The sequence below is a fragment of the Vibrio marisflavi CECT 7928 genome, assembly GCF_921294215.1.
Taxonomy (GTDB): domain Bacteria; phylum Pseudomonadota; class Gammaproteobacteria; order Enterobacterales; family Vibrionaceae; genus Vibrio; species Vibrio marisflavi.
The window spans coordinates 1,126,344-1,152,628 of record NZ_CAKLDM010000001.1 but is presented as its reverse complement, the minus strand read 5'-3'; the positions used below and the strand labels follow the sequence as shown (position 1 = coordinate 1,152,628).

Here is a 26,285-nt window from a genome sequence, read left to right as displayed (position 1 = left end):
GTGATATTCGAATGCCCTTATTTAGACTTGAAAATGAAATGAGCGAAACAGTAATCTAACTCATTTCTTACGCATGATTGGCTAAACGCATTAAACAGGCTTCGAATGCTTCTAGGTCTCGGAACCTTTCACCTGTTTGGTAAACTTCATTTTTAATAATGGGGTAGTGAACACCACCATCGATCATTAAGTTGTCTACTAAATCAAAATCTTCTAGAGCCATATTCTCTTTATCGATATAGCTTGCATTGGGCTGTTGGCGCACGCCGGTTAGTTCATCAAGGTTTCTTTGCAGGAAATTGCGCCCGTCATTGGAGTAGCCGAGAACCATTTTATTTAGTCCCTTCGCTAGGCCAATTTCATATACCGTCCCAACATCGGCACTGGTTCCGCGAAAGGGCGTAAGGTTGGCAATGACTGCGTCACACTCTTGGATGAGCTTCTCATTGGCCTGTGCGATATGAAGCCCCATGTCGGCTTTGTGTTCAAATGTATCTTCAATCTCATTGTCTAAAGGGTAAAGTCCCTCGAAGCCGTACTTTTGACATAACTCTTTTTTGCGTTGCCCTTGTTCAATAGAGTCTGACAAAAAAACATCTGGCCCGGCTAAATATATCTTTTTCATGTGCGTTGCTTTATTACATTAACTAATGGATTAACTGTCAGTATTATCAATATCGATAGGTTAACGAGGAGTTAAGTGCGTTTAGCGGCGAGAATGAAGATTTTAGATTTGGAGGGGTGGTAGGTAATATTAATAAAAACAAGAGGATAGGCTCGAGCTCGATGCCGAACTTAACCTCTTAATTGTAAGTGTGAGTAGAGTGCGTTACAGAGTCATTGGTACTAAAACGAGCGTTCCAAGTATCACGGTAAGCAGCCCACATAGCACTGGTACTGATGTACGTTTTACTACCTCGAATGGGCTGACTTTACCCATGCCAGATGTTGCTACAACAACGCCAGAAACAGGAGATATTGTGCGGCCCAGGTTGGACGCTTGCAGCATCGGAATGATCAAGAACGCAGGATTTAGACCGAGTTTAGCGGCGAGCGATGGAGCCAGTTCTACAAACGCGTAGAAAGGCGCATTACCCGAACCTGTTGCAATTGCAGCAGCGACAGTCAAACCAGTTAAAATCAGCATTAGTGCAACGCCGCCAGCGCCAGCCAGCTCAGCTAGGTGCAGCAAGTTATCGATAGCGCCAATTGACATTAAACCTTGAGCAAATACACCCGCACCAACTAACAGCATAACCACGCCTTTAAAAGCGTCAGCCATTCCTTGATAGCAAGATTCAAGATCTTCTAGCGATTTCTTACCATCAAAGCGTCTAGTGACATAATTGACCACCGCGCCTATGAAAATAGACAGGACAACAATGGTATAGATATCTAGATATAAGCCTTTGATGGTTTCACCATTAAAAAGGAAAACGCCGATGATAGGTAAAAAAGGCAAAATAGCGTAGAAAGCAGGCGCGTTGACTTCAATTTTAGAGATGTCGACACGTTCCATTGGCGTATTATTCTTCTTATCTAGGTACTTGTTCCAGAAAAACGCAGCGATAGCCATGACAATGATGGCGCAGATGGACACTGGCAGAACAGTCTGTACCGAGAATACGTGCAATGGCAAACCAGATTTCTCAGCAGCGATCACCACGTCCCCAGACGTTGGAGAAAGAATAATTGCAGCAGGAGAAGCGCACACAGCTACAGCTGCTGGGCGTGAGATACCCATTGCAGTCATCATAGGGAAGAGTGTCGCCATCAGTAGCACACCGAGTCCAGTTGCAGAACTTACTGCTAGAGACATTAAGCATGCAACAATATAGGCTGCAACCAACAAAACATAGGGTGACTTTATGGCAGAAAGTGGTTTTGAAAACTGTTGAACTACAACGTTATTAGCACCTATATGGGTCATATATGAGGCAAAACCACACAGCAGCATAATCTGCATACCTAAGCCGCCACCGCGATACTGAAGCATGTACTTAACGTATTCGAGCGCATCAGTGAACATGTTGCCAGTTGAGTTTAGTTTTGCGGGTAGGACGGTATGTCCCATGAGTCCGGTTATGATCAGTAACGAAATACCTGCGGTTAGCAGGACACCAGTTGGTTTGTAACCTTTAACAATAAAGTAACCAACGGCTATCGTAACGATAACCCCGATTAAGAGCTCTATCATATGAAATATCCATTTATTGATAAATTAAAGCAATAAATGGAATTTACCTAAAATAAATATTATTAACGAGCTTGTTTTACCTTATTCATGATTTGGAACAATAAATGATATATGTATTAATAGTATTCACCTTAAAAAGTAATATATGGTAAACGGACAATTAACAGAATATGGTTTTGATTAACGATATTTTAACTAGTGCTGAGTTTTCATGATTGAACATACATAATCAATCAAGGGTCTTCATATACCTAATATTTCCTTAAGGTGTTGTTATATATGAATTATATTTATTTTTCTTGTGTTCTTTAGGTGTGAGCTTTGTAATCACTATAAAGACATGTTCATATTGTTAACTTTATTCGACATTAATTGAAATTAGATTGCTATCACAAATATAAGATTAAGTTTTTCCTTTATTTATTATCATTTATCGAAATTGATTTCGATCAGTTTTATATCTTGTCATATGAGCAATTATTCAGGTGATTTATAGCCCAAAAATTGAAGTATGAGATAGCAAACAATAATCAGTCTCTACATTGATGGAATATGACTCAGCTAACAATATTAGACTTCAAGGATGAAGGGTATCTTTCGAAAATAAAAAGATAGGTATAAATATGTCTAATCAAGAGTTTACTCAGCGAAGGGTAACTTGGGGATGCTATATTGCATTAGCATTCGCAGTGGTCTTTTTTTCTGGCTTATTACAATCAACCGAGTGGTACGGAGTATTCGATTTTACGACGCTGAATGGCTCTTTTGGCAAAGTCGCGTATGGCGTAAAAGAGTCTGCCGATGGTGTTCAAGCGGTGACTACTTCTTTGCGGGGTAAAGGCGGAAGCGGCGCAAGGGATGGGTTCATTTTTGCGCTTACTTTGATTCCTACAGTGATGTTTGCGCTAGGAATGATCAATGTACTTGAACATTATGGTGCGCTTGAAGCGGCAAGAAAACTTCTGACTCCATTACTTCGTCCTTTAATGGGTATTCCCGGCAATTCAGGTCTGGCTTTGATTGCTTCATTGCAGAGTACGGATGCAGGTGCTGCGATGACCCGACAGCTCAAAGATGAAGGGCATTTAACCAAGCGAGAAACCGACGTTTTTACCATGTTCCAGTTTACCGCTGGTGCCACCATCGTGAACTTTTTTTCCTCTGGCGCGGTGCTATTCACGCTTACCTTAGCTGACGGATCATTAGCAGTGACATCTTCAATCGGTTTAGCGGTAGCGATTATGTTCGTATTTAAGTTTGTTGGTGCCAATTTATTTCGCATTTATCTCAACATCACTGAAGGCAAGGGAAAAGAAAACCACAAAGACGAGCCTACTGACATGCATAAGGAAGTCACACAATGAGTAATGCTGAAACAAAGAAACCAATGGTCACGGACATATTCGTTGAAGGCGCTAAGAAAGGTTGGGTGATTGCTACCACTTCAACTGTGCCAAACGTGCTGATGGCATTTGTAATAATCAAGGCTCTGCAAATCACTGGCATTCTTGGTTTGATGGGAACTGCGTTTGAGCCCGTTATGGCGGTGTTTGGCCTGCCCGGTGAGTCCGCGGCTGTGCTTATTGGTGCTTGGATGTCTATGGGTGGTGCAGTAGGCGTTGTGATTACCCTGTTTGATCAAGGCATTTTAAATGGTACTCATATTGCGATTCTCGCTCCCGCTATCTACTTAATGGGCTCTCAAGTTCAATATATGGGAAGAATCATGGGGCCAATCGGTACAGAAGGCCGTTATATCCCGGTGATGATAGCTATATCAGTTATTAACGCATTTGCTGCCATGCTCGTAATGAATATCTTGTTGTAAGGAACAAATATGCAATTTAATTTAAATGAATATCTCGACGAATTACGCCCACTGGTGAATGTTGATTGCGGCACTTATCAGACAGAAGGCATTGAGGTGGTTGCCACCCAATTTGAAGATAAGTTTCGAGCAATGTCGGGTTGGGAAGTAAAACGTATTGATTGTGGTAAGGCGGGAGTGGGTTTAGAAATCCGTAACAAGCCTGAGCAAAGCGATATCGACGTGATGCTTATTGGCCACATGGACACAGTATTTGCGAAAGGCACAGCAAGTGAAAGACCAATGACTGTTGATGAAACACAGGCCTATGGTCCAGGTGTTTCCGATATGAAATCTGGCTTGCTGAATGTGGTGTACGCTCTAAGAAACCTAGATAGCCAAGTATTGGAGAACCTATCTATTTGTGTTTGCATGAATCCAGATGAAGAAACGGGCTCACTTTATTCCGTTGATTGGATTCAATCCGTTGCTAAAAAGGCCAAAACAGTTCTAGTTGCAGAAGCGGCTAGGGCAGATGGTGGCTTAGTAAAAGCTAGAAAAGGCATGGCGCGCTACTGTATTGATTTCAAAGGCCAAGCTGCGCATGCAGGTAACGAACCACAAAAAGGTCGTAGTGCTATTACAGAAATGGCGAACTGGATACTTGCTATCAATGGGATGACAAATTTCGAGTCTGGCACCACATTAAATGTTGGTGTGGTATCAGGAGGAAGCGGAGCAAATATTGTTCCTGACTCAGCGAGAGCCATTGTTGACGTTCGTTTTTGGAACAACAATGAATATGATGAAGTTGATACTGCGCTGAATGCATTGGTCAACAAAGCATTTGTTGAAGGTGTGTCCATAGAATTGGTACGCGAGGCGTACAAACCGTCTATGGTACCAACTGATAACACGGATGAGTTGATTGCTCTTGTTGAAAGCTCAGCAAGCGAACTTGATGTAGAAATAAACTGGAAAGAAGTCGGTGGTGGCTCCGATGCTAACAACACCGCCATTCTTGGCGTACCAACTTTAGATGGTTTTGGGCCATGTGGAGCAGGCTTTCACAGTGAACACGAGTACTTAATATTAGACTCAATCGAGCCAAGAATTCGCTTGTTAATGCGAGTGTTAGAAAAGCTAAGTAATAAGAAGTAGTCCTTTACAACGTAAATGTAAGAGGGCGCTTCTCTTTGAGTGCCCTCTTATCGTCAGCTTAAGCCCCATCTATCATCTTATGAAAGACCTTCACTTCTCTAGATATTGGAGTCACTAGAAATATAGCTTGGTTCGTTTGGGTAAATACAACTAGAGGGTTGATTGATATGCCTCAGTTTTAGTGTATTTACAACCGCTGGAACTTTGCCACTTTGCTCTGCGACAAACTGATCAACTTCCGCAGAATATTTTTCTCGGTATTCCTTTACATTTTTTGCATATACCTCAAAAGACATCGTGCCCTCATTTGGGAAGGTGTAGCCAGTAGATGCCGGTGGAACCCTGTCCCATGACATGTGCTCTATTGCTAACACATAATAGGCGTAGGTGCCACTTTCGATAGGCCCAAGTTTCACTACTTTAATAGTGTAATAAGGATTAGGGATAAACACTCGGTTCGTATTGACTGGATCTTTGAAGACATTTGGCTGAGTAGTGTACTGGTAGTAGCCCTTTAGAGGGTTTATCACAATTGTATTTAAGTCAGGATCAGGGCGCATCCCAACTTCCCATTGATAGCGGTTGGCTTTGGCTAAACCAACATCGATTACCGGGCAATCACATTGATAGGCAACGGATTTGGACACAATTGATGTGGCAACGATATACCAGCGCCCAGTAAACGCCGATTGAATAAATGGCTCTGCGGCGGGAATCACTGGATAGTTATTAGGATGATCAGCATAAGCTTTCCAAACGTAGCTTGGAACATCACTCATATCGCCTTCGCAGTACTGAGACTTCGCACTCACAGATGATGACACAAATACAAGAAGCATCAGTGTAGTTGCCATCAATGCTGTTACAGATTTTTGAATCCCAAGGTAGCTTGCGTATTTCAGGAGGCTTTGTCGCGGCAAAAAGTATGGGTATCGCATATCTCATTCCTTCTCTAAAGGTTGCTCGAATTGGCAAAGATACAACTACCATACTGTTAGTTATCAATGGGTTATGGAGTGGCAAGGTATTTTAATATGACTTTGTGTAGAACCTTAGGTAGCTGTGAGAACAGGTTTACATGGGCTATTAGATGAACGATGAGATAATTTTTTTCGGAGCAGGTTAGGATGAGTTACGCAGATCTTATTTGGAAGTTGGAGGTTAACTCGGTAGTGTTCGATTAACCTCTCAACGAATAGCGGGGACTAGCGGAGCATTAACGGTTCGAAGTGGCAACAGCTACCAGCTCTTCAATAACCAATGTGAGGTTGTGATTGATTTCTGAAACTTCTCTGTAATGACGGCGTCCACTATCAACAGAGATTTGTTTGTGTTGCCTAGGATACTTGAACCTTAAACATTTCGTAAACAACTCGCCTTTCTGTTTGCGAAAGTAGATTTTTAGTAAATCCTCATGAGCCACTTTACGAAGTGTATAGCGTTCAATATTTTCCGGTTCTTGGATACCAAGAGCTGCGAGACTTGAAAACATAGTAACCTCCTAGTTTAGTTACCGTACAAATAACTTTTTGTTAAACTTTAATGAAATTAAAGCATTAGTGACAATTTAGTTATTTGCGTATATTTGCCAAACTGATCAATAATATTAAATTTTCTTTTTGTATAGATAGAGTACGATATTCCTTTATGGTTCTGAATTAGACTTTAGTGGGTATATTTTGTTGGTATCAATACTCGATATTAATGGTTTATATTTTGGATATATGATTGTTCAATGGAACTTTCTTGAATTTTAATTGCGTATTAACTCTATAGATATTTAACATTTTAGGATTATCGGTGGGGTCTTATTCTAGAGGTTGGTTTTCTTAGGTGAAGTTTAACGCAATAAAAGCAATAGTATATGAACAATATTGCTTTTAGCATCACAGCCTCAAACAATAAAGATTCAATGTCCAAGCCGGCAAGTGCTAGCAATACCCTTCTAGCGTGTTAGCTAACTAATGATTCTATATATCATCAGACAGTTGCGCATAGACATCAAAGAAGTCATCTTCCAAGTCAGTAAAGTCTACGACAGATAGCCCTAATACATCTAATACCTTTGACTCTAAGTCTTCCCAATCTGGAGAAAGGCTATGGCGTTTAACACGCTCTACTAAGTTCTCCGCTATTTTTAGTGTTGCTAACGCTATTTGGGCTTCCGTTCCTAAAATTGTATCGAAGAATTTTTTGTCATGATGTTGCAATATGATGTGACAAATCTCTTTGGGTAAATGCCAAGACGTTGCGACAAAATAACCTAGAACAGCATGATTAGTGTTATAATTTTTCTCCTCTAATGCGATTGAATTGCAACCTGTATTATTTGCTTCAATGAGTATTTCTTTATAGTTCTCATATTTCAAAGCTAACAGCGGTATTCCACAATTATGAAACAAACCGATTGTATAGAGCATATCGACAGGTACTTTGTCTTTTACTTTATTGCCGATAAATAACATTGCATTGGCAACATCTAACGAATCATCCCAAAAGCGCTCCAGTGAAATTGAGGCTTTTCCTTGCATGGAAGCTTTTAGTAAGGTTGCGGTAACGAGGCTGTTAATCGTCTGCAAGCCAAGAATCATCACTGCTTGCTTTATCTCTGATATAGTTCGGCTCATACCATAGTAGGGTGAATTAATGATTTTTAGTATTGCCGCTGAAAGCCCTATGTCACTCGAAATGAGTTCAGCGACAAGATTAATATCAGGCTCAGGCTGATCCATGATGTCTTGCATGTCTTGCAATGCTTCGGGTTTGACCGGAACTTGAAAACTGGACACGACCGCTGCCATTTTCTTTTCATCAATATCAAACAATGTGCCTCCGTAGGACAGCTTGGGTTAGTTAAATGCTAAGCCTGAAATCTAGGTAGCTACTGACGGTAGCTTACTTCTCTATTAAGAAGGTAAACCCATTTTCCAAAGTATTTCTTATTATTTTATCTATCAATTATAGCTGAGCTTTGGCTGTTGGCTGCGGTGGTTAATATCGTAGGCCTCTCTGACTTAGTCCTTGCTTGGAGCAAAGCTCACTTGGCTCGTAATTTGGCATGTTGGGATAAATATCCTAACTTAATTAAGTGGAGTAAATGCTAAATCTATCAATCTCAAGGACGAACACCATGAAATTTATAAAACTCGCGCTACTGCTATTTTTCATTCCGGGCCTCTCAATGGCGGCTGAAAAAATATTTAATGCTGATTTTAGGAACAGGCCGCCACAAATGGTTGTTGATGGAGATAAGTTCTCTGGCCCACTCAAGGATATATTGGAAGAGGCAAGCAGTAAGATTGGTTATACTGTCAAGTGGCGTAAGGCTCCCTTTAAAAGAAGTTTAGAGGGGCTAAAAAATGGCTCTGTCGATATTGTTCCTAGATATCGTAAAACCCCAGACAGAGAAGTATTTACTAACTATCTAGGCCCGATTGGTTACCAAGAAAGAAATGTTAAGTTCGTGGTCCTGAAAAGCAACAAAGATATTATTAAAACCTATGATGACCTTAAGAAATACAAGGTTGGGGTTAAGCGTGGGACAAGTTATTTCAAGCAATTCACTGACGATAAAAGCATTGCGAAAGTGGAAACCTCAGATGACGAGCAAATCGTCAAGATGCTAAGAGGTAAGCGCTTCGAGGTGGCCATTATTATTGATGAAGGTGCATTTGAGCATTCAGCTAAAAAAGAAGGGTTTACGGACTGGGCCTATGCACCGTATGAGTTCGTTAGACGTTTGCCGAACTACTATGGTATGTCAAAAACGTCACCTAATGCAGGTGAATACGATGCGCTTAACGCTGCGATAAAAGGGATGGCAACCTCTGGAAGAGTGAAAGAAATCTATATGCAGTACAATGTGGAGCCACCAGTTCAATAGAATATACACAACTCTTGAACTCACATACTGCGCGCGATACCCGAAAGGAAGCGCGCAGTTTGTGTTTAAAGACTCAGCAAACGTATCCAATCGTGTTGGGTTTCTCCCATATGTTAGCTGTGTAAGAAGTGGGGACAAGATATAGCGCACCACTTCTTTTTGGTGCTTGTTTTTGTTGAGGCAGAGTGGACTGAGCTCCGTAGAGGCTAGCGCCTAAGTAGGAGTAAGGTATATCATTAGCGTACAACGCAAATAGATAATACTAATAGAATGACAATGCTTCCTTTTGAACCGAAAAGACGCTACCAAGAAATAGGGCTCATTTTAAGAAAAGAGTTAGTTGAAGGCTCATTTAAGCAAGGCGATCGATTACCTCCAGAGAGAGACATTGCAGAGCGCCTGAATGTTAGCCGAACGGTGATCAGAGAAGCCATCATCATGCTTGAGCTTGAAAATCTCGTAGAGGTTAAAAAAGGCTCAGGTGTCTATGTAGTGAATATTCCTTCTGAATCAAGTCTGAATGACAAGGTTGTTTCTGATGAAGCAGGACCTTTTGAAATTCTTCAAGCACGCCAATTTTTAGAAAGCAATATCGCTGAATTTGCAGCTACCCAAGTCACACCTAGTGATATAGCAAAAATGAAACAAGCGTTAAGGCGTGAAAAAGAAGAGCTATTGGAAGGCACAGAAGAATGCTTGGGTGATGAAACTTTCCATTTGTGTATTGCAGAGGCAACACAAAACTCAGTGTTGGTTGATATGGTTCGGCAAACATGGGAAAGAAGAAAGACGAGCCCAATGTGGAAGAAACTGCACGCTCGCATTAGCACTCATAACTATCGAGAAGAGTGGATAGAAGATCACGCAAGAATACTATCAGCGCTACAAAGGAAAGATCCTGCCCTTGCGAAAAATAGCATGTGGCAGCACCTTGAAAACGTTAAACAAAAGCTTCTTGAGCTCTCTGATATTGACGATCCAAACTTTGACGGCTACTTGTTTAGCTCAAATCCAATCATATTAAACGACAAGCAGTAGTTACAAAAAGACAGGTGGTGGAGCTTTGTTATTCAATTCCTATCCATTATCTAAATTCTAATATTCCTATTGCTGATGGCATATCAATTATTAGTTAATAGAACTGAAAAGGGTGTTCAGTTCTTATCTAACTAGACCATAGAGCAGCCGTAGGGTAGTTAAACCAGCCTACGGCTAAATATGTCCAACGTTTGCTAATGCAGTTCTAAATGCACTTGATACAAGGCAAGAATTACCAAACCCAACAAGTCCAGTCGCGATGACTAAATCCCAGACTTGGAGGTGACTTCCCTGCCAATACATAACAGACGTAGTTGCGACGAACCCAACCAATATAAAAGTGATACCGATAAGGTAGTAACGATGATTGTCGATCTTAGCGCTTATACGCTTACAACTTATAGGTAAGTATATTTATGGCCATGCTAATTCATGGCAGTCCTTTAAATAAAATGTAAGTACAACCATTGCACCCAAACCGGTGAGTTAGGATGACCGTTTATCGCCAAATCAGGTTCCGGATACCGTTGACGTATTTCGAGTGACGTGAAGGTCTTAGAGGGCAAGTAGACATTAACTGGCTAAGTAATTGTTCATTTTCAGCGTCAGTTTTTATTTCCATCAACACATAGTCACCAAGAGAAACGTACCTTTCTAAATTCGCGGAAAACTGATATCGCTGCTCGTAAACAACTATATTGGAGTCAATGGTTACGCGTATTCTATTACACTGTGAAATTAGGTATTGCCGACGATAGCGACAAATAATAATAGGGGTTTGCTCTGTACCCCATAATGAGCGCCCTTGCGTCGTTAACTGATCGTAGCAGTATTTCAATTCTTGAAACCAGCTAAAATTCGGTTTCAGTAAATCTAAAGATGTATCAAATGTAACTTTGTACCCTTTACTTGCTTGACGATGTTTAAATTCAAGTTTAGCACTGGTCGCATTATTTAAGTCGTTGTACCAACGTATTCTCACTTTCTTTCGGGTGCTAATACCGCTCAGGTTTTCTTCATATCGTGCAAGCATTGGCGTATCAAGGTATAAGCTGTTCACGTCGCGCATGGAGTGATGGTCATGAAACATTAAAGAATTAGTCATAAGCCAAGTTTGTAACCGGTGCAACCTATTTAAAGGAACCGGCACCTTGACTTCAAAGCGGTACTCTCGGTTAGGTAAATTCATCTTGGTTTGTCCGATTTCATCACGGTGTTATACAGGTTTTTAACGTTTAACTGTTGTACTGGTACCTCAACGTTGTTGACCACTAAAACACTGCCGACTTCGGAAACATTTTTCTGGTCGCAGTTAAGATCACTGCACTGATATTGGGTAACTTGCATAGACGCAGGACCAAAAATGGATTTTTTTGAATAGCTCATTAGGGCATTATGCTTAATGTTGGCCGCTGTAACCTTGTCTGCTACTATTCGTGAATCATCTTTTGCGACAAGTCCAAAATTCACATCATCGAAGTAGGCTTCTTTAATGTTCAACTGGCTTCGTTCTCCTGCAGAAATGGCTTTGTCACGTACGTTATTGAAAGAAAGATTATGTAAGTTGAGGTTTGAACCACTTACATCTAGGCCGTCACCGCCGGATCGAAAACCTATGTTGTCAAACGCACTGTTTTTGAGTGTCCCTGTACAAAAATCGCAATCAAATGCATCAGATAAAGCATTGCTTATTGATAGTTGGTCAATATGAATATGTGCATTGACAATGTTAAGGCCGTCTTCTGATTGATTATCTGATATGGAGACATTGTCCATTTTAACTATGCCATTGACGAAATAGATTGCTCCACGTGGTTGCCACAATCCTAGTTTAGGACTGCTTGCATAACTCAGTTTCATATGACGAATAGAGTGTCTAGTGTATGAGGTGGGAGCAAATACACTTAAACCAGACCATTTTGCTGCCTCTTGGCTTTTGGTCAAAGTGACAGGGTCGTTTGAGGTTCCGTCAACTTGTAGAGAACCAAATACCATCATCCCAGCGTCACGGCTAAAGGTTAAATTCGTGCCTGGTGGTATGATGACTTTCGTATTTTGGGGTGTGATGAGATAACGGTCGATAAGCCAGTCTCCTCGCTTCAATACCCATTGGCCTATAGAGCGGTCGATAAAGTGGTTGAAAGGAAATCCATTAGTGGAATGTTCACTCCCTCTAGGAAAAAAACTTAGTGGGGTCTCATTTTTGATGAAATGGAACGGCTGTATACTTTTTCCTTCTAAACCAGCAGCAACATTAATCGCTTTGATATTTCTCGGTAAAGTAAACGAAGTACTTTCGCCTGATAGGAGTTGTATAGGTAAACGATCATTGACATTATCAAGGGTGTTTATCTCATCGAATTTAGAGATGCCCTCAAGCCCTTTTATGACTAAAGGAACCCTATCATTGTTTCTAACATGCAAAATAGTTTGAGTTGAACTACCCACTAGTGCACTGGCTAAATCCCAGTTACTTTGAGCCAAAAATACATCTATTTGTTTATGTAATTGGGTGTTGAGAGGCTTTATCATGTCGCATGGGGAAGAAGAATAGCCAGATTCCCAGCAATGTGCTTGTAGCTTCATCACTTCATAGTCAAAACCTGAGATCAAAGGGCTATCAGTGTGCAGCTTGTGGTTAAACTCATCTTCAAATGCCTTGAGAGCTGGAATGATATGGTTATCTAATCTAGTGAGTAGGGCTGTTTTAGCCTCTTGATATTGCGCCATTATAATTGGGTCTTTAAGCATCGCTTTACTTAGCTTAAAAGTATGGCTGGGCGGCTGCATAAGCCAAATATGTGGAGCAGGAGTAACAGCGACATCACTTTGAATTGGCTCTAATTTAGCAGTATGAGGATTGTAGTACCAACGCCAATTATTCCACGTTAACGCGTGCCAAGCCCCCCATAAATCGACCATCGCTAGATACTGTCCTAATCTTGCAGCGTCAAACACATCACTGGCAGGGCGGTCGTTAGTCAGAAAGTCATTCATTAGGGCTAAAGCAAGCTGACGCTGCTTTGATAACGAATGATTATTCAGAATAGTTTTCCTCTGTATCTCTCGTGGCTTAAGCACGCGCGTCACACTACCATTATTACTCGAACTCTCAGAGTGCAGATCGAGCCTGATGATTAAGCCTTCAGTCCTGTTATTAGTAGCTAATAAGCTTTGGCTAAACGCTTGCTCTAGTAGCATTACTCCCCAGTCATCACCGTTTACAATTACTTTTACGGGAATATTTTTGGGTGAAATTATGTCAAACCCTGCTGTCTGCAAGCTCTTGGCGAAAAGGCTAGCGCCTTGATTGATTCGGACGCTTGGTGCAACCAACGCGAACCTGCGTGATTCGAAAAGAGCTTGCTTGTTCTTTAATGTGACTTTAAACGACCATCTGTTGGGTTTATTAATGTGGTCAAGCATATCTCCTTGTAGGCGGATTTTTGCGGGGATTTTGTTCTGTTCATGATAAACGAAAGCGGAGACTTCATTACGCATTTCCGGTATAGAACCCTGAGAGAAAGCAATATCACGATCTGCTTTAAGTTTGAGCCAATCTTGATATTTGATGTCAATTTTGAGCGTCGGAAGGTCTGTTTTGGCAAAGTACCAGCGGATTGGTGCTAGAAGTAGGTTTTCAATCAACTCAACGGCTTTATCCTGAGGAGCAAGGTTGGTTGCCACATATCCTTTATCGACCAAGAAAGACTTAACCGAGTTGGTCGTAGGTAAAACCAAAAGTAGGATTGCCACTATGCAAAGAGCATAGATACCTTTGCTCCTTCGGTTTGTTGATGGTTGAGGGGTATCCAAGCGCATACTTATACACCCGCGATATTATGTTGTTCTAGCAATGAAATGTTGATACCAGAGTATTCTGATTTCAATGCAGAGATGAACTGATCGGCTTGATGCTCATCACGTATAGAAATAAAGAAAGTCGCATCGAATTGAGTGTCACTGATGTCAATCCTACGAAGTTCAATTCGCTCGGCATGCTGCTCCAAAATTAATTTGAGATTGGTTACTAGCGTTCCTTCCTTATAGCCTTGATCACATTGGTGATTTAATGAAAGGAATAGCCCGTTTTCAACGTTAGAGTTGGCGTCTTTATTTTTTAGGAGCGTAACTAAAAGTAACGTAACAATACAAGCTAGGACTGCTGCAAGGGTTTGACCTGCACCTAGTGCGACAGCGACGACTATATTCAAAAATAGATAGAGCAGCTCTTCTGGCTCTTTAATCGGTGTCCTGAAGCGGACGATTGATAATGCACCAACAAGCCCTAACGCTAAGGCTAGGGACGCCTTAACAACGGTGATTATCAAAATAACACTCAGCATAAGCAGTGGGAACAAACGCGAGAAATCTTGTCTGTTACAAAATGCACTGGCGTACTTTCTAAAGTGATAGCCTATGAGACTCGCCATTGCAAAACCTATCAGCAGATTTAATAGCAATGCGGCTAACTGAACACTCTCGAATGGAAAAAACATGTTGCGAATGTCTTTAGGGAGAAACGCAATTAAAAGAGGATCGACAGTTTCCATAATAAGGTTACGTCCTTGCTGCTAATGCAGGAGTTTACACTGCATAGAAATGAATATTATTTATAGCTTGAGCAAAGAATGAACCATAAATACGATGTGTTGATTACTATGTTGAATACAACTTATATTTATATGATTTAAAATACGTTATTAGTTTATAAGAAAGTGGATTCGAATGAGCTTTAGAAAGAAAACGGTCACTGCCTCTTAATGAGTTGCATTTTGACATTCATTTTGCTGAAACAGACACGTCGTAAAGTCATGGAGATATCAGGTGATGGCACTATGAAACACGAAATTACCACGATGCTATACGAGTAAAGCGAGCGGTTCCGCTTATCCCGCCAGCACCTTTCTGGGAACGAGGACACCCTCGCAATCTGGCGGTAGGTAGCCAGAAACTCTACGGCTCAAACAAGAAATGAAAAAAACGATATGGTTATCACAAGCGTTCACTCTCAGAAACAGCCATGTATCGAGTGAAGCAGTTGCTAGGTGGGAAAAGCCTGAGAGCCTACAATGCTCAGGTTGGTGCTACGCCATGATTAAAGCGTTGAACAAGCTTACAGGACTTGGTATGCCTGAAACTCAGTGAGTTGTATAAGAATCACTCAATTCTAGGCGGCTTGGTTTCCTGTCCGAATTACGCAACAAAGCCACAAGACTTAGGGAAGATCTATCCAAAACCTGGCTAAGCCTCACCATTACTGATATCTCACTACAAAGTTATCTTCTATATGAATAATTAAGCCAATATTACACAGCAGATAGCGCGACCTAGTCAAGGCTCGACGATCAAAGCAATCACAATACCGTTCAATTGTTATGGTTTGTAAATGGTCACAGTAACGCCTTGGTCGCTGGTAAAATTAACACTTGATTGGCGTTTTGGAATGCCACTTTGTGTGCATGTATTGCCAGAGCATGTACCTGAGCCTGAAGACCAACTGCCGTTAAGAGCATCATTTGTGGAGTAGTACACTATAGCCGTCCAATTTGAGCCATTATTGGTGCTGTTGGTTAATAGCGTGGGAGATTCATTGCTGTCACTAACTGTTACATCAGCTTGCGTATCCCCTGTAGCTAAATCATCGTCTGTCACCGTTAGAGAAACAGTATAAGTTCCTCCGCTTGCAAACGTATGGCTGGTTGTTTCACCGTTATCAGTGTTACCATCGCCAAAATTCCACGCGTAAGACGTAATTGAACCGTCGCTATCAGAGGATGTAGATGCGTCAAAATCACACGCTAATAGAGTGCATGAAAAGGTAAACTGCGCAGTTGGTGAGTTATTGCCAACATCTCCAGTAAGAATAAGTTTTGGAGAAAAGACAGGGGAGCTTATGTCCAGCAACGGCTCTAAATTGTTATCGCCTGAATCATCTGCCCAATTAAAGTTGCCATTACTAACCAAGGTGTCCCATATCGTTTGCGGGCTGTCATTATTACTTGCAAGTAAGGCGGCAGCTCCTGCAACATGAGGTGATGCCATTGATGTTCCACTTATGGTGCCGTAATTTCCTTTTTCGATAGGGTAAGTGGAAAGAATACACACACCAGGAGCCGCAATATCTACCGTAGCGCCCCAATTACTAAAATCGGCTAACGTGTCATCTTGGTCTGTTCGGCAGGTAGCTGAGCCTAAACCACCTGCAAGTCCATCAAAATCAGCAAGTGCTGACACGGTAATCGCTTTTGGGGAATTCGCTGGAGTATAGTTGGCACTGTCGGCATCACTGTTGCCCGCTGCGACTATAACTGTCACACCACTGTTAAATGCGGCTTCAATAGCATCATCCATTGCAGTGCTTGAGCCAGAGCCTCCTAAACTCATATTGATGATTTCGATATCACCTTGAGCGGCAACCCAATCAACTCCTGCAATGATGCCAGAAAGTGTACCAGAACCTTGAGAATCGAGTACCTTTAATGCCCAAAGGCGAGCGCCAGGTGCAACGCCCACAACACCAATATTGTTATCAAGGGCTGCAATGGTTCCTGCTACGTGTGTACCGTGATAATGGTCATCGTCACCACCTTGTGCTTCGTCACAATAGTAAGCTCGTCTGTGAGGAGGACCACCAGAATGGTTAAGACAATTTGCGCCACCAACCACATTTAAATCACTATGTTCCAAGTCTATGCCTGTATCAAGTACAGCCACATCAACGTCCACTCGATAATCATCGAAATCGTCTATATCGAGAGCAGTTTTATCAGCAAAAATTCGTTCAACCCCTGTAGGTACCTGCTGGGCAAATGCGGTCATTGGAATGTCTTCTTCAACGTAAGACACTTTAGGATTATTTAAGATACCATTTACCGCTACAGCGGGAATTGAGATAGAGAAACCTTTAATGACATGTTCAAAAACATAACCTACCTGCCCATTGGCTTTTAAGGCTATTTCTTCGGCAACTTCTTCAGGAACGGCATTGTCGTTAAGAACAACGATGTAGCTTTGTAAATTAGGTTGTGATTGAGAATATGCAGTAGTTGATAGGAAAATACCGAGGACTAAGGCAAATAGTGTAGACTTGGTTATTGGTTGCATTGTGTGTTCCTCGGTTAAAGCTTAGAGACTGCTCTATTAAATATAGATTAACGCTGCCCTAATGCCCTTAGAACACTTGGTAATAATGCGCTCAGCTTTGATTATAGCCCTAGTCTTGTCAGTAAAAGCTGTCAATCCAATTTCAACTAAATAGAAAGAATTACACTCAAAGCTTTAGCCGAAATTAACTTATTAATGCCAGTTATTGGCACATGTGAGAATAACTGGTTTGATTTAGGTTTATTGTTTACGGTGGGGTACTTAAGCGATATCGCAACGTTTCTCATCATTAAAGCGGGCGTTAGCGCATAGAAATATTAATCTGAAATTTACATATAGAGCTAAAAGTCTAACTTGGAATTGTCCAAAACTGAGCTCAGAAGTGATCAATCTTTATTGTCACTTGCTAGGGTAAATACGGCACGAACGCCTTCATAAATGATCAAACTTTACCTATGAGCCTGTGACGATTCCCTGCAATACACTGCAAATTCTGATCAAACATTAAAGCCTACTACGAGGTTCATCCCACAGCTGATCATGTTGTAAACATCCTGTATATGGGGCGGGCAACGGTGTTTAACTATTTGAGATAAATCCGCCGCCTCAGCTAGATCTAAATTTTTCCGACTATAAAACCAACAAAACTATCGTAGAGGTTGCTACTCCGACGCAAAAGCTACGAAAGTGAAAATGCTTGTCTGTACTTTTACGATATTCTCTCGTTGGCTGCTCCTGAAAGGTTTTTATTGCGAGTGCTTTGATATAGTTGTTTTGCATCTTTCTGATCTCCGGTTTCCACATTTTGAGTCAGCATAAATCCTCAACTTAGGTTGAGGTCAAGAACAATTACAAAACAGTTTTTGGAGTTTGTATGTCAGTGAATATATTTCAACTGGAAGATTTTAAGCTTTCTAACACTTTGGTTTTGTTGGTTTAAAATTATTATTTATGCTAAAGCATAGTGACTCTAGGGCCGATTTATAGAAAGGCAGATACTTATAAAATTGGGTGGCAGTAAGAATAATTAGAGAATTCGGGAATTTTTAAGCGGATATCATGTATGGGGTAGGAGTAGAGCATCAAATCAAAGAGCGACTATCCACATTGCTTGTTTGGCAAACCTCAACTGACATTCATTGCAAATTACTCATGTCAGTTGAGGTCACTGATGGACAATCTAGTTGGATTAGTTTTATTCAGGTTTGTACCAACCTTCTAGGCCAGTTTGTAGGCGATTCGCTGCATCCTGTGGCTGCATCGTACCACCAATAACACCGACACTTGTTTCCCAAATCTCTAGTTCTAGGCTGGGTTTGCCGCGATTGAGAATTTGATATGAGTTACGGATAGTAGAGTCGCACTCTTCCCTCCAAGCTATCATTTTTTTCGCGGTTTCATCTTGAACATCGATGAAATGGTTAGACAAAGAGAAGAAACCTGGTAATGCGTTGGTGAAGATGCCAGCAAATTCTTCACTTGCCATCCAGCGTATAAACGTCATTGCTTCTTCTTTGTTTTTGCTGTTGACGTTGACACCAATACCAATATCGGTGTGATCACTGATGAAGCAATCATCACCGCTATTGGAGACTGGCGGTCTGAATACGCCTAATTCGATTTTGTTGTTAAACGCGGAAATATCCCATGAACCTGCCGGATATATTGCGGCTTTTCCATCAGCGAAAATTTTGATGGCTTCAACATATCCACGAGCTTGGTGCTCGCCCATAAATTGGCCCCAACGAGCGAGCTGTTCTAAAACGGCCACATACTCTGCTGAGGACAGTTTGCCTTCGCCTGAAATCAATGCAAAGCGACCGTCTTCACCTTTCCAATAGTTGGGCCCGATATTTTGAAAGCCCATTGTTGCCGCTTCCCATTTATCTTTTGTCCCCATAGCGATAGGTAGATATTTTCCTTGGCCTTGAACTTTCTCTAATACAACAAAAAACTCTGCAACAGTTTTTGGCTCCTGTAAACCTAACTCAGAGAAGATGGCTTTGTTATAGAAGAATCCGTGAATAACTGAAGCGAGAGGCAAACAAAATGTCACAGCACCATCGTCTGTTTGCCATGCGGATTGTGCAAATGAGGGGAAGTTTTCCATTCCATCAACATCAGTGAGATCTTCAAGATGGCCTGCTTGATAAAGCTTTAGAGAGTCATCAAATGGACGACATGTAATGATATCGCCGGCATTGCCACCTTTGAGTCTTTGATTGAGTTGATCGTTATACTCTGTTGCGACGGTATGTTTATATTCGACTTTAATATTTGGATATTGAGCCGTGAATGCTGGAATTATTTTGTTATTCCAAATGTCACCATCTTCGCGCCAGCTTTCAATCACTAACGTTCCACTTTGCGCTATTGCAGAAAAACACACGGCAAAGAAAACCAACGATTTTAAAAAGTATTTCATAGCAATCCCTACGTTTGATTTAACAGTCCATAACTAAACCTTAAATTTATGAGCTAATGTGCTTTGTTCTTGGGCTAATTGAGCGAGCACATCACTCACAGATGAAGCACTTCTCGCTTCAGTTTCGGTTTCACTCGCAACTTCCGATATTTCATTGATTGTTTTTGCTATATCTCGGCTGACAGCGATTTGTTCTTCTGAAGCATGCGCAATTTGCATACTCATGTCATTGATTGACTCCATGCGCTCAGCGACAGATTGAAGCGTGTTGTCTGTAATACGGCTCTGTTCTACGCACTCTTGAGTTTTGTCTTGGCTTTTGTTCATTACTTGGACAACTTGCTCAGAGCTAGTTTGTAAGCTCTCAATCATGGATTGAATTTCAACGGTTGATTGTTGAGTACGTGTTGCTAGTGTTCTGACTTCATCTGCAACTACGGCGAATCCACGTCCATGCTCTCCCGCTCTAGCTGCTTCAATTGCAGCGTTAAGGGCTAATAAGTTTGTTTGTTCCGCGATGCCTCTAATTACATCTAGGATGTTACCAATGTCGTTGCTCACTTTGTCTAATTTGTGGGTAATATCGACCGCGGTATTTATTTCTTGGAACAGCTCTTCGACCAGCTTTAAATTGCTAGCGACTTGCTCTCGACTTACTTGGGTGGATTCATTGGCACCAACGACTTCTTTTTGTGATTGCTCTGTTGCTCTAAACACCTCTGACACACTGACTTCCATTTGGGATATAGCGGCTGCAATAAGCTCAATTTGTTGCTTCTGAGTGGATACGCGAGACATGGTTGCTTCACTGATTTGTGACGCATTCTGAGCTTCCTCTGCCAAACTATCTGAACCTGAATTTATTTGCGACAACAGGTTTTTCATCTCTGAAACGAGTTGGTCGATAGAACTAGATAGCTCACCAAATTCACTGCTCGATTGGTAGGCAACATAGTGTGTCATGTCGCCTTGAGTCATTTTTCGGAGCACGCGGTTTATCAGTGATAAAGGCTTGTGAATGGCTTTCGACGTCGTGTAGCCGATAATGGCAGCCACTAACGCTGAAGCGAGCGTCATGACCACTATGAGCAATTCGGCATCATGGACAGATTTGGTGGTCACTTCGCTCGCAGAGTCAACCTCACTAAGTGCAAGCGAAGCCAATTTTTCTACCTCTGCTTCCATTGTTCGGGTGTTTGTTTGAGCACTTTCTATTAGCTGACGGATATCGCTTTGCAGTTTCCTCTGTTCCATCATTAGCGGTAACATACCTTTGCTTGATATACCCGCTTCTTCAAGCTTTGCTATTGTCTTTTCAAACCGAGAAATAACTCCGGCACTCACTTTAATGCTGCCGATTCCCTGTTTTGCACGATTGACGTTCTTGGTAAATGTTTTGATTAGTTTTGTTAAATCCATATCGATTCGAGCAGCACGCAGTGTCCGCAAATCCCGCTTGATTCCACTGGTTAAACGGTCAACTTTATTACTTTGAGATCGACTTTTACTCACTTTATCTAGTAGCAATAAAGTGACTTTTTGGAAGGCATCCTCATATTTTACGAAAACCTCACGAGCGTTATTTAGCTCTTGAGTTAATTTGATGTAATCCAATTGATTGCTCATAACATCATCGGCAACTGAAAAATAGGCCTCGGATGCTGTGGTAATGACATTGGTTTGATCACTTTTGAGATTGGATGACTTGAGGTCTTCGAGAGTGGTATTAAATGCCGATTTCTGTTGGTCGAATGCTTCCCGAATAGAGGAAAGAGATTGCACATCCGTATAAGTAATGTATTCGAGAAGGCTTCTTTGGCTTTTAAGAACGGCGGTTTGAAGTTGTGAGATTTCTACCAGTAAAGGTGTGGCTTGCTGAGTCACCTGATGTACGTGAGATTCGACAGTTGCTAGTTTTAGGTAACTGATTCCACCTAGTGAAGCTAGCAACAAAAACATGATGAGATAGCCACCAATGACTCTTTGAACAATATTTAGCCTCATGCGTCCATACCTAAAAATAACACTATCAATAAACTTAGTTTATATGTCGGTATTCTTCACAGGTAATGAAGCGCTTTATTCATTTTTATAGTGTTCAGCGCGATGACATACGAGGCTTAATAGGCTTGGAGAGGTTAGCCTCTATCTTCAAAATATCGCTTCGCGTTGCCAAAGCAGATGTTTTCAATCATTGGTGCTAGCAATGACATATCGTTGGGAACTTCACCACTTTCTACCCAAGTACCTACAATGTTGCACAAGATTCTTCGGAAATATTCATGGCGAGTGTAAGAGAGGAAGCTACGCGAATCGGTGAGCATTCCGACAAACTCACTGAGCAAGCCAAACTGAGCTAACTGTTCGAGTTGTCTTTGAATGCCGTCTTTTTGATCGTTAAACCACCAACCCGAACCAAATTGTATCTTGCCGGCAATACCGTCACCTTGAAAGTTGCCAATCATCGAAGCTAGCATTTCGTTGTCGCGAGGGTTCAGACAATAGAGAATAGTGCGCGGTAGTTTGTTCTCTTTATCCATTTCGTTTAATAGCTGGGCAAGCGGTAGAGCATACGGCTTATCGCCAATAGAGTCATAACCGGTGTTTGAACCAAGCAGTTTAAACATTCGGCTGTTATTGTCGCGCTGTGCGCCGATGTGCAACTGCATCACCCAGCCAAGTTCTGAATAGCGCGAGCCTAACCAAACTTGCACAGCGGTTGAGAATTGCGCACATTCTTGATCTGTTAAAGTTTCACCAGCAAGACGTTTTGTAAGCAATTGATCCAATTCTTTTTCAATCGGAATAGGCGCATAACACATATTCTCAATACCATGATCGGCAGCGCGGCAACCGTGTTGATTGAAATGAATTAGCCGCTTGTCTAACGCATCGATAAGATCGCTAAAGTGTGTAATTGACACATCGCTAACGCGGCCCAGCTCATTGATGTAATCAGCAAAACCTTCTAACTCAATTTTGAAAGCACGATCAGGACGCCAGCTTGGCAATACTCTGATATCAAGCGTGTCATCTTCGGCTATCTGCTGGTGATACTCTAGGGAGTCAACTGGATCGTCAGTTGTGCCAACCATCTCGACATTCATCTGTTGCATTATCCCACGAGCAGAAAACTCAGGCGTTGCTAATCGCTCATTACATTCGTGCCAAATTCGTTGCGCAGTCTCTGGGCCGAGTAAAGTATTCGTGATGCCAAATGGACGTTTTAGCTCGAGATGAGACCAGTGGTACAAGGGGTTCCCCAGAGTTTTTGGTACCGTTTGAGACCAAGCGAGAAACTTGTCATAGTCGCTTGCATCACCAGTGATATAGCGCTCTTCTATGCCAGCGGCTCGCATCCCACGCCATTTATAGTGATCGCCCTCCAACCAGACTTGACTGATATTGGTAAACTGTCGATTTTGTGCAATTTCTGCTGGGTTTAAATGGCAATGGTAATCATAGATTGGCTGCGATGCAGCGTGGTCGTGATAAAGTTTTCGGGCGGTTTCATTCGAGAGAAGAAAGTCTTCACACAGAAAAGTTTTCATATTTAATTTCTCGCCAAGCCTGTTTCACTGGGTTGTTTATATTGTTAGTCAACTGAGTTAATTGTAGCTTTTGAGCCATTTTCTATCAGTGTTTGATATGCGCGGGTTACGGCATCGATAACTCGTGGGTTGCTGCCAATTTCCGTAGGGAAAATAGATTCAATGGAAAGTAGAGCAGGGACAGCCGTGCTGTCAGATCCGTGTTGTTCAGATATCCTTTTAAGGTTCTCTGCCATTGGATCTCGAACGTCGATATCATTCCCTTGTTCGTCTTTCGCAGATACGTATTTCATCCAGCCCGCAATAGCGAGAGCAATAAGGAAGAAGTCTGAACCGTTTTCAAGGTGGTACGACAGGCTTCCAGCAAAACGTTGTGGTATTTTCTGGCTGCCATCCATCGCAATTTGCCAAGTCTTATGTTTGAGGTTTGAGTTGCTAAAGCGGTCAATGAGTTTGTTCGCGTAGGCGTTTAAATCGGTCCCGTTTGGCATGTTCAGCGATGGAGCTTGAGTGTTCATCATTAACTCTAACGTTGTTCGTTTAAAGCCTTCATCGTGCATGGTATCGGAAATGTACGAGTAGCCAGCAAGGTATCCTAGATAAGCTAAGAATGAGTGGCTTCCGTTTAGCATACGCAGCTTCATCTCCTCGTAAGGAGCTACGTTGTCAACAAATTGAGCGCCTGCTAGGTCCCAACTTGGTCTGCCCGCAACGAAGTTATCCTCAATCACCCATTGGCGAAAAGGTTCACAGGCAACGCCACATGGGTCGTTAACACCCACTAATCTGGCGATTTCATCCAGTGTTTCAGGTGTGGTGGCCGGAACAATGCGATCCACCATGGTATTAGGGAAACTGACGTTGTTTTCAATCCATTGACTTAACTCGGGCTCAACCAGCCGAGCAAATGCCAACACTGCTTGTTTTGCAACACGACCATTTTCTTGCAGGTTATCGCAAGACATCACGGTAACTGGAGGAAGCTGTCGATCGCGGCGTAGCTTCAATCCTTGCACTATGTAACCCAGAGCAGATTTAGGTTTATTTGGTTGAGCAATATCTTCAATGATTACCGGATTATTAGTATCCAACGTACCGGTTGCAGGATCGATGCAATAGCCTTTTTCAGTGATTGTTGTCGAGATGATCGCGATTTGAGGTTCAGCAAACTTTTCTAACACTGCTTCTACGCCATCTAATGCGGGATGAAGCGTTTCCTTTATTGAACCAATGACTTTTACATTAGTCGATTCAGAGCCTTTTTCTACCACAGAAAATAGATGCTCTTGGTTTCGTAGATCCTTAATTAGCCCCTGGCTACTAAACAAACTTATCGCACAAATACCCCAATTAGATTGAGTTTTACTGAGCACTTCATCGGTAAATACGGCTTGATGCGCACGATGAAAAGCCCCACATCCAAGGTGAATAATTCGAGTTTTCAATGAACTGCGATCATATTGTAGGGGCCTTACTTCTTCATTTAGTTTGGTGTTCGAAATGTTGTGCATTTTTCATCTCTTACAATACTGGATAAATTGGTATTCCAATTCTTAGTGTGGTACTACCAGAACAATACTGCTGATCTAGGACAGTGAATTCATCCTAAAGCTAGAACAGGACTTTCTAGGTCTTTTTTGCGCATTTTAGAACATGTCCCTAACACTTTATGTGATCTATATTGTAAAAAATTGGCATTCCAAAGTGTGCTGATTTATGAGATCTAAATCAACAAATAGCTTTGTTTTAGTTGTTTTTGTTATGGGTTAGCGAGATTATCTCCTCGAAATTTAATATTGGTATGCCAATTTTTGGCTTGTCAGATGTTTTTGATTGAACAATTAGGTGCTATCGAAAAAGTTAGAGGGTAATCCTAGATGAAACACGCTTGGCGTTGGTATGGTCCGAACGATCCCGTGTCTTTAGATGACATTAAGCAGACAGGTGCAACAAGTGTTGTCACTGCTCTTCATCATATCCCGAACGGCGAAGTTTGGACAAAAGAAGAAATTCTTAATCGCAAAGAAGTGGTCGACGCAAAAGGCCTGACCTGGTCTGTAGTAGAAAGTGTTCCTGTACATGAAGAGATAAAAACTCAATCAGGGAATTATCGAAAGTGGATTGAAAACTATAAGCAGTCACTCGTTAACTTGGCTGAGTGTGGAATCAAAACAGTGTGTTACAACTTTATGCCAGTGCTAGATTGGACTCGCACCGACTTAGAATTTGAGCTTCCTGATGGTTCGAAGGCTTTACGTTTTGATCATGTTGCATTTGCAGCATTTGAATTGTTTATTCTCAAGCGGCCGGGTGCTTTCGAGACGTACTCTCTGAAAGAGCGAGATAAGGCTAAGTCTTACTTTGATGCGATGACGGGTGAGCAAATTGATAAGCTGACCGCCAATATTATAGCGGGCCTTCCGGGGGCTGAAGAAGGATATACTTTGGATGAGTTTCAGGCTCGTTTAGATACTTATTCAGAAATAGACGAAGATACTCTTAGGCAGCATCTGGTTTATTTCTTGAAAGAGTTGATGCCTACATGCGAACAACATGGTTTGAAATTAGCGATTCACCCCGATGATCCGCCACGTAAGATACTCGGTTTGCCAAGAATAGTATCAACGATTGAAGATATTCACGCCTTGGTTTTGGCAGTTCCAAGCATGATGAATGGTATCACTATGTGTACGGGCTCTTACGGCGTTCGGGGGGATAACGATTTAGTCAAAATGATAGAAACTTACGGGAATAGGATTTACTTTACCCATCTTCGATCTACTCAGCGCGAAAGTGACCCTTTAAACTTCCATGAGGCATCTCATTTGGAAGGAGACGTCGATATGTATCAAGTTGTGAAGGCGCTGCTTTCAGAAGAAAAACGCCGAGAGCTATCTGGTGCGCCTGAGTGTATTGTCATGCGACCGGATCATGGCCATCAAATGATCGACGATTTAAAAAAACAAACTAATCCCGGCTATTCCTGTATCGGTAGACTTAAAGGTTTGGCTGAAATTCGCGGTTTGGAACTGGCCTTGAAGCGCTCAATGGCCGAGTGTTAATGCAGCCGGTAGTAGGGGAGTGAAGAGAAAGTATTCAAGGGAGAGAAGCTATTC

The 26,285-nt window shown here is 41.8% G+C and carries 19 protein-coding genes and 2 pseudogenes; 8 read left to right on the top strand and 13 right to left on the bottom strand.

What is annotated here, in order from left to right; translation table 11 throughout:
• Nucleotides 1-67: 67 nt before the first annotated feature.
• Both L7A31_RS05160 and dcuC read right to left on the bottom strand, forming a co-directional pair.
• Nucleotides 68-625 carry a nucleoside 2-deoxyribosyltransferase gene (locus L7A31_RS05160; protein ID WP_237360429.1) on the bottom strand — a complete coding sequence of 186 codons (558 nt, stop codon included), beginning with the start codon at nucleotides 623-625 and terminating at the stop codon, nucleotides 68-70.
• 204 nt (nucleotides 626-829) lie between these two features.
• Nucleotides 830-2,197 carry an anaerobic C4-dicarboxylate transporter DcuC gene (dcuC, locus tag L7A31_RS05155; RefSeq protein ID WP_237360428.1) on the bottom strand — a complete coding sequence of 456 codons (1,368 nt, stop codon included), beginning with the start codon at nucleotides 2,195-2,197 and terminating at the stop codon, nucleotides 830-832.
• Between the two features lie 623 nt (nucleotides 2,198-2,820).
• Between dcuC and L7A31_RS05150 the strand changes: the two genes are divergently transcribed.
• From L7A31_RS05150 to L7A31_RS05140, 3 genes are read left to right on the top strand one after another with little or no spacing between them, the layout of a single operon-like run.
• Nucleotides 2,821-3,561: a nucleoside recognition domain-containing protein gene (locus L7A31_RS05150; protein WP_237360427.1), complete on the top strand. Its 741-nt coding sequence runs from the start codon at nucleotides 2,821-2,823 to the stop codon at nucleotides 3,559-3,561.
• Nucleotides 3,558-4,025 (top strand): YjiG family protein, encoded by a 468-nt coding sequence (locus L7A31_RS05145; RefSeq protein WP_237360426.1) that lies wholly within the window; start codon nucleotides 3,558-3,560, stop codon nucleotides 4,023-4,025. The genes L7A31_RS05150 and L7A31_RS05145 overlap by 4 nt, the downstream gene beginning before the upstream one ends.
• Nucleotides 4,026-4,034: 9 nt before the next feature.
• Nucleotides 4,035-5,165 (top strand): M20 family metallopeptidase, encoded by a 1,131-nt coding sequence (locus L7A31_RS05140; RefSeq protein WP_237360425.1) that lies wholly within the window; start codon nucleotides 4,035-4,037, stop codon nucleotides 5,163-5,165.
• A 98-nt stretch (nucleotides 5,166-5,263) separates the two neighbouring features.
• On the opposite strand, the gene L7A31_RS05135 is transcribed toward L7A31_RS05140, so the two are convergent.
• The gene (locus tag L7A31_RS05135) at nucleotides 5,264-6,019 is read right to left on the bottom strand and encodes a hypothetical protein (protein WP_237360424.1); all 756 of its coding nucleotides are present in this window, start codon (nucleotides 6,017-6,019) and stop codon (nucleotides 5,264-5,266) included.
• Nucleotides 6,020-6,021: 2 nt separating this feature from the next.
• On the opposite strand from L7A31_RS05135, the gene L7A31_RS05130 reads away from it, so the two are divergent.
• On the top strand, nucleotides 6,022-6,198 hold the full coding sequence (locus tag L7A31_RS05130; protein WP_237360423.1) for a hypothetical protein: 177 nt from the start codon (nucleotides 6,022-6,024) through the stop codon (nucleotides 6,196-6,198).
• A gap of 210 nt (nucleotides 6,199-6,408) precedes the next feature.
• Here L7A31_RS05130 and L7A31_RS05125 read toward each other — a convergent pair.
• Both L7A31_RS05125 and L7A31_RS05120 read right to left on the bottom strand, forming a co-directional pair.
• Nucleotides 6,409-6,657: pseudogene (locus L7A31_RS05125) on the bottom strand (DUF3461 family protein); the annotation flags it as partial.
• A 478-nt stretch (nucleotides 6,658-7,135) separates the two neighbouring features.
• Nucleotides 7,136-7,990 carry an HDOD domain-containing protein gene (locus L7A31_RS05120; RefSeq protein ID WP_237360422.1) on the bottom strand — a complete coding sequence of 285 codons (855 nt, stop codon included), beginning with the start codon at nucleotides 7,988-7,990 and terminating at the stop codon, nucleotides 7,136-7,138.
• A gap of 305 nt (nucleotides 7,991-8,295) precedes the next feature.
• Here L7A31_RS05120 and L7A31_RS05115 point away from each other — a divergent pair, with 305 nt between their 5' ends.
• Both L7A31_RS05115 and L7A31_RS05110 read left to right on the top strand, forming a co-directional pair.
• The gene (locus L7A31_RS05115; protein ID WP_237360421.1) at nucleotides 8,296-9,048 is read left to right on the top strand and encodes a substrate-binding periplasmic protein; all 753 of its coding nucleotides are present in this window, start codon (nucleotides 8,296-8,298) and stop codon (nucleotides 9,046-9,048) included.
• A 276-nt stretch (nucleotides 9,049-9,324) separates the two neighbouring features.
• Nucleotides 9,325-10,086, top strand: coding sequence for an FCD domain-containing protein (locus L7A31_RS05110; RefSeq protein WP_435532875.1), 762 nt, complete (start codon nucleotides 9,325-9,327; stop codon nucleotides 10,084-10,086).
• A 499-nt stretch (nucleotides 10,087-10,585) separates the two neighbouring features.
• On the opposite strand, the gene L7A31_RS05105 is transcribed toward L7A31_RS05110, so the two are convergent.
• The 3 genes from L7A31_RS05105 to L7A31_RS05095 are packed head-to-tail and all read right to left on the bottom strand — an operon-like array spanning nucleotide 10,586 to nucleotide 14,639.
• Complete coding sequence (locus tag L7A31_RS05105) at nucleotides 10,586-11,275, bottom strand: polyphosphate polymerase domain-containing protein (protein WP_354003806.1); 690 nt, start codon at nucleotides 11,273-11,275, stop codon at nucleotides 10,586-10,588.
• A complete protein-coding gene (locus L7A31_RS05100; protein WP_237360419.1) occupies nucleotides 11,272-13,908 on the bottom strand; it encodes a CotH kinase family protein in 2,637 nt (878 codons plus the stop codon). Before L7A31_RS05100 ends, L7A31_RS05105 begins: the two co-directional genes overlap by 4 nt.
• A gap of 2 nt (nucleotides 13,909-13,910) precedes the next feature.
• Nucleotides 13,911-14,639 (bottom strand): DUF4956 domain-containing protein, encoded by a 729-nt coding sequence (locus tag L7A31_RS05095; RefSeq protein WP_237360418.1) that lies wholly within the window; start codon nucleotides 14,637-14,639, stop codon nucleotides 13,911-13,913.
• 234 nt (nucleotides 14,640-14,873) lie between these two features.
• Between L7A31_RS05095 and L7A31_RS05090 the strand changes: the two are divergent.
• Nucleotides 14,874-15,234, top strand: a pseudogene (locus L7A31_RS05090) (transposase); the annotation flags it as partial.
• Nucleotides 15,235-15,462: 228 nt separating this feature from the next.
• Here L7A31_RS05090 and L7A31_RS05085 read toward each other — a convergent pair.
• From L7A31_RS05085 to L7A31_RS05065, 5 genes are all read right to left on the bottom strand, one after another.
• A complete protein-coding gene (locus L7A31_RS05085; RefSeq protein ID WP_237360417.1) occupies nucleotides 15,463-17,193 on the bottom strand; it encodes a S8 family serine peptidase in 1,731 nt (576 codons plus the stop codon).
• 1,195 nt (nucleotides 17,194-18,388) lie between these two features.
• Nucleotides 18,389-19,618, bottom strand: coding sequence for an ABC transporter substrate-binding protein (locus L7A31_RS05080; RefSeq protein WP_237360416.1), 1,230 nt, complete (start codon nucleotides 19,616-19,618; stop codon nucleotides 18,389-18,391).
• A 33-nt stretch (nucleotides 19,619-19,651) separates the two neighbouring features.
• Nucleotides 19,652-21,622: a HAMP domain-containing methyl-accepting chemotaxis protein gene (locus L7A31_RS05075; RefSeq protein WP_237360415.1), complete on the bottom strand. Its 1,971-nt coding sequence runs from the start codon at nucleotides 21,620-21,622 to the stop codon at nucleotides 19,652-19,654.
• 134 nt (nucleotides 21,623-21,756) lie between these two features.
• A complete protein-coding gene (uxaC, locus tag L7A31_RS05070; protein ID WP_237360414.1) occupies nucleotides 21,757-23,169 on the bottom strand; it encodes a glucuronate isomerase in 1,413 nt (470 codons plus the stop codon).
• 44 nt (nucleotides 23,170-23,213) lie between these two features.
• Nucleotides 23,214-24,680, bottom strand: a complete 1,467-nt coding sequence (locus L7A31_RS05065; protein WP_237360413.1) for a mannitol dehydrogenase family protein — start codon at nucleotides 24,678-24,680, stop codon at nucleotides 23,214-23,216.
• Between the two features lie 366 nt (nucleotides 24,681-25,046).
• Between L7A31_RS05065 and uxuA the strand changes: the two genes are divergently transcribed.
• On the top strand, nucleotides 25,047-26,231 hold the full coding sequence (uxuA, locus tag L7A31_RS05060) for a mannonate dehydratase (protein WP_237360412.1): 1,185 nt from the start codon (nucleotides 25,047-25,049) through the stop codon (nucleotides 26,229-26,231).
• The last annotated feature ends 54 nt before the right edge of the window (nucleotides 26,232-26,285 follow it).

Coding starts and splice junctions, on each gene's coding strand:
- L7A31_RS05160 (WP_237360429.1), bottom strand. CDS start 625: ATGAAAAAGATATATTTAGCCGGGCCAGATGTTTTTTTGTCAGACTCT.
- dcuC (WP_237360428.1), bottom strand. CDS start 2,197: ATGATAGAGCTCTTAATCGGGGTTATCGTTACGATAGCCGTTGGTTAC.
- L7A31_RS05150 (WP_237360427.1), top strand. CDS start 2,821: ATGTCTAATCAAGAGTTTACTCAGCGAAGGGTAACTTGGGGATGCTAT.
- L7A31_RS05145 (WP_237360426.1), top strand. CDS start 3,558: ATGAGTAATGCTGAAACAAAGAAACCAATGGTCACGGACATATTCGTT.
- L7A31_RS05140 (WP_237360425.1), top strand. CDS start 4,035: ATGCAATTTAATTTAAATGAATATCTCGACGAATTACGCCCACTGGTG.
- L7A31_RS05135 (WP_237360424.1), bottom strand. CDS start 6,019: ATGGCAACTACACTGATGCTTCTTGTATTTGTGTCATCATCTGTGAGT.
- L7A31_RS05130 (WP_237360423.1), top strand. CDS start 6,022: ATGCTGTTACAGATTTTTGAATCCCAAGGTAGCTTGCGTATTTCAGGA.
- L7A31_RS05115 (WP_237360421.1), top strand. CDS start 8,296: ATGAAATTTATAAAACTCGCGCTACTGCTATTTTTCATTCCGGGCCTC.
- L7A31_RS05110 (WP_435532875.1), top strand. CDS start 9,325: ATGCTTCCTTTTGAACCGAAAAGACGCTACCAAGAAATAGGGCTCATT.
- L7A31_RS05105 (WP_354003806.1), bottom strand. CDS start 11,275: ATGAATTTACCTAACCGAGAGTACCGCTTTGAAGTCAAGGTGCCGGTT.
- L7A31_RS05100 (WP_237360419.1), bottom strand. CDS start 13,908: ATGCGCTTGGATACCCCTCAACCATCAACAAACCGAAGGAGCAAAGGT.
- L7A31_RS05095 (WP_237360418.1), bottom strand. CDS start 14,639: ATGGAAACTGTCGATCCTCTTTTAATTGCGTTTCTCCCTAAAGACATT.
- L7A31_RS05085 (WP_237360417.1), bottom strand. CDS start 17,193: ATGCAACCAATAACCAAGTCTACACTATTTGCCTTAGTCCTCGGTATT.
- L7A31_RS05080 (WP_237360416.1), bottom strand. CDS start 19,618: ATGAAATACTTTTTAAAATCGTTGGTTTTCTTTGCCGTGTGTTTTTCT.
- L7A31_RS05075 (WP_237360415.1), bottom strand. CDS start 21,622: ATGAGGCTAAATATTGTTCAAAGAGTCATTGGTGGCTATCTCATCATG.
- uxaC (WP_237360414.1), bottom strand. CDS start 23,169: ATGAAAACTTTTCTGTGTGAAGACTTTCTTCTCTCGAATGAAACCGCC.
- L7A31_RS05065 (WP_237360413.1), bottom strand. CDS start 24,680: ATGCACAACATTTCGAACACCAAACTAAATGAAGAAGTAAGGCCCCTA.
- uxuA (WP_237360412.1), top strand. CDS start 25,047: ATGAAACACGCTTGGCGTTGGTATGGTCCGAACGATCCCGTGTCTTTA.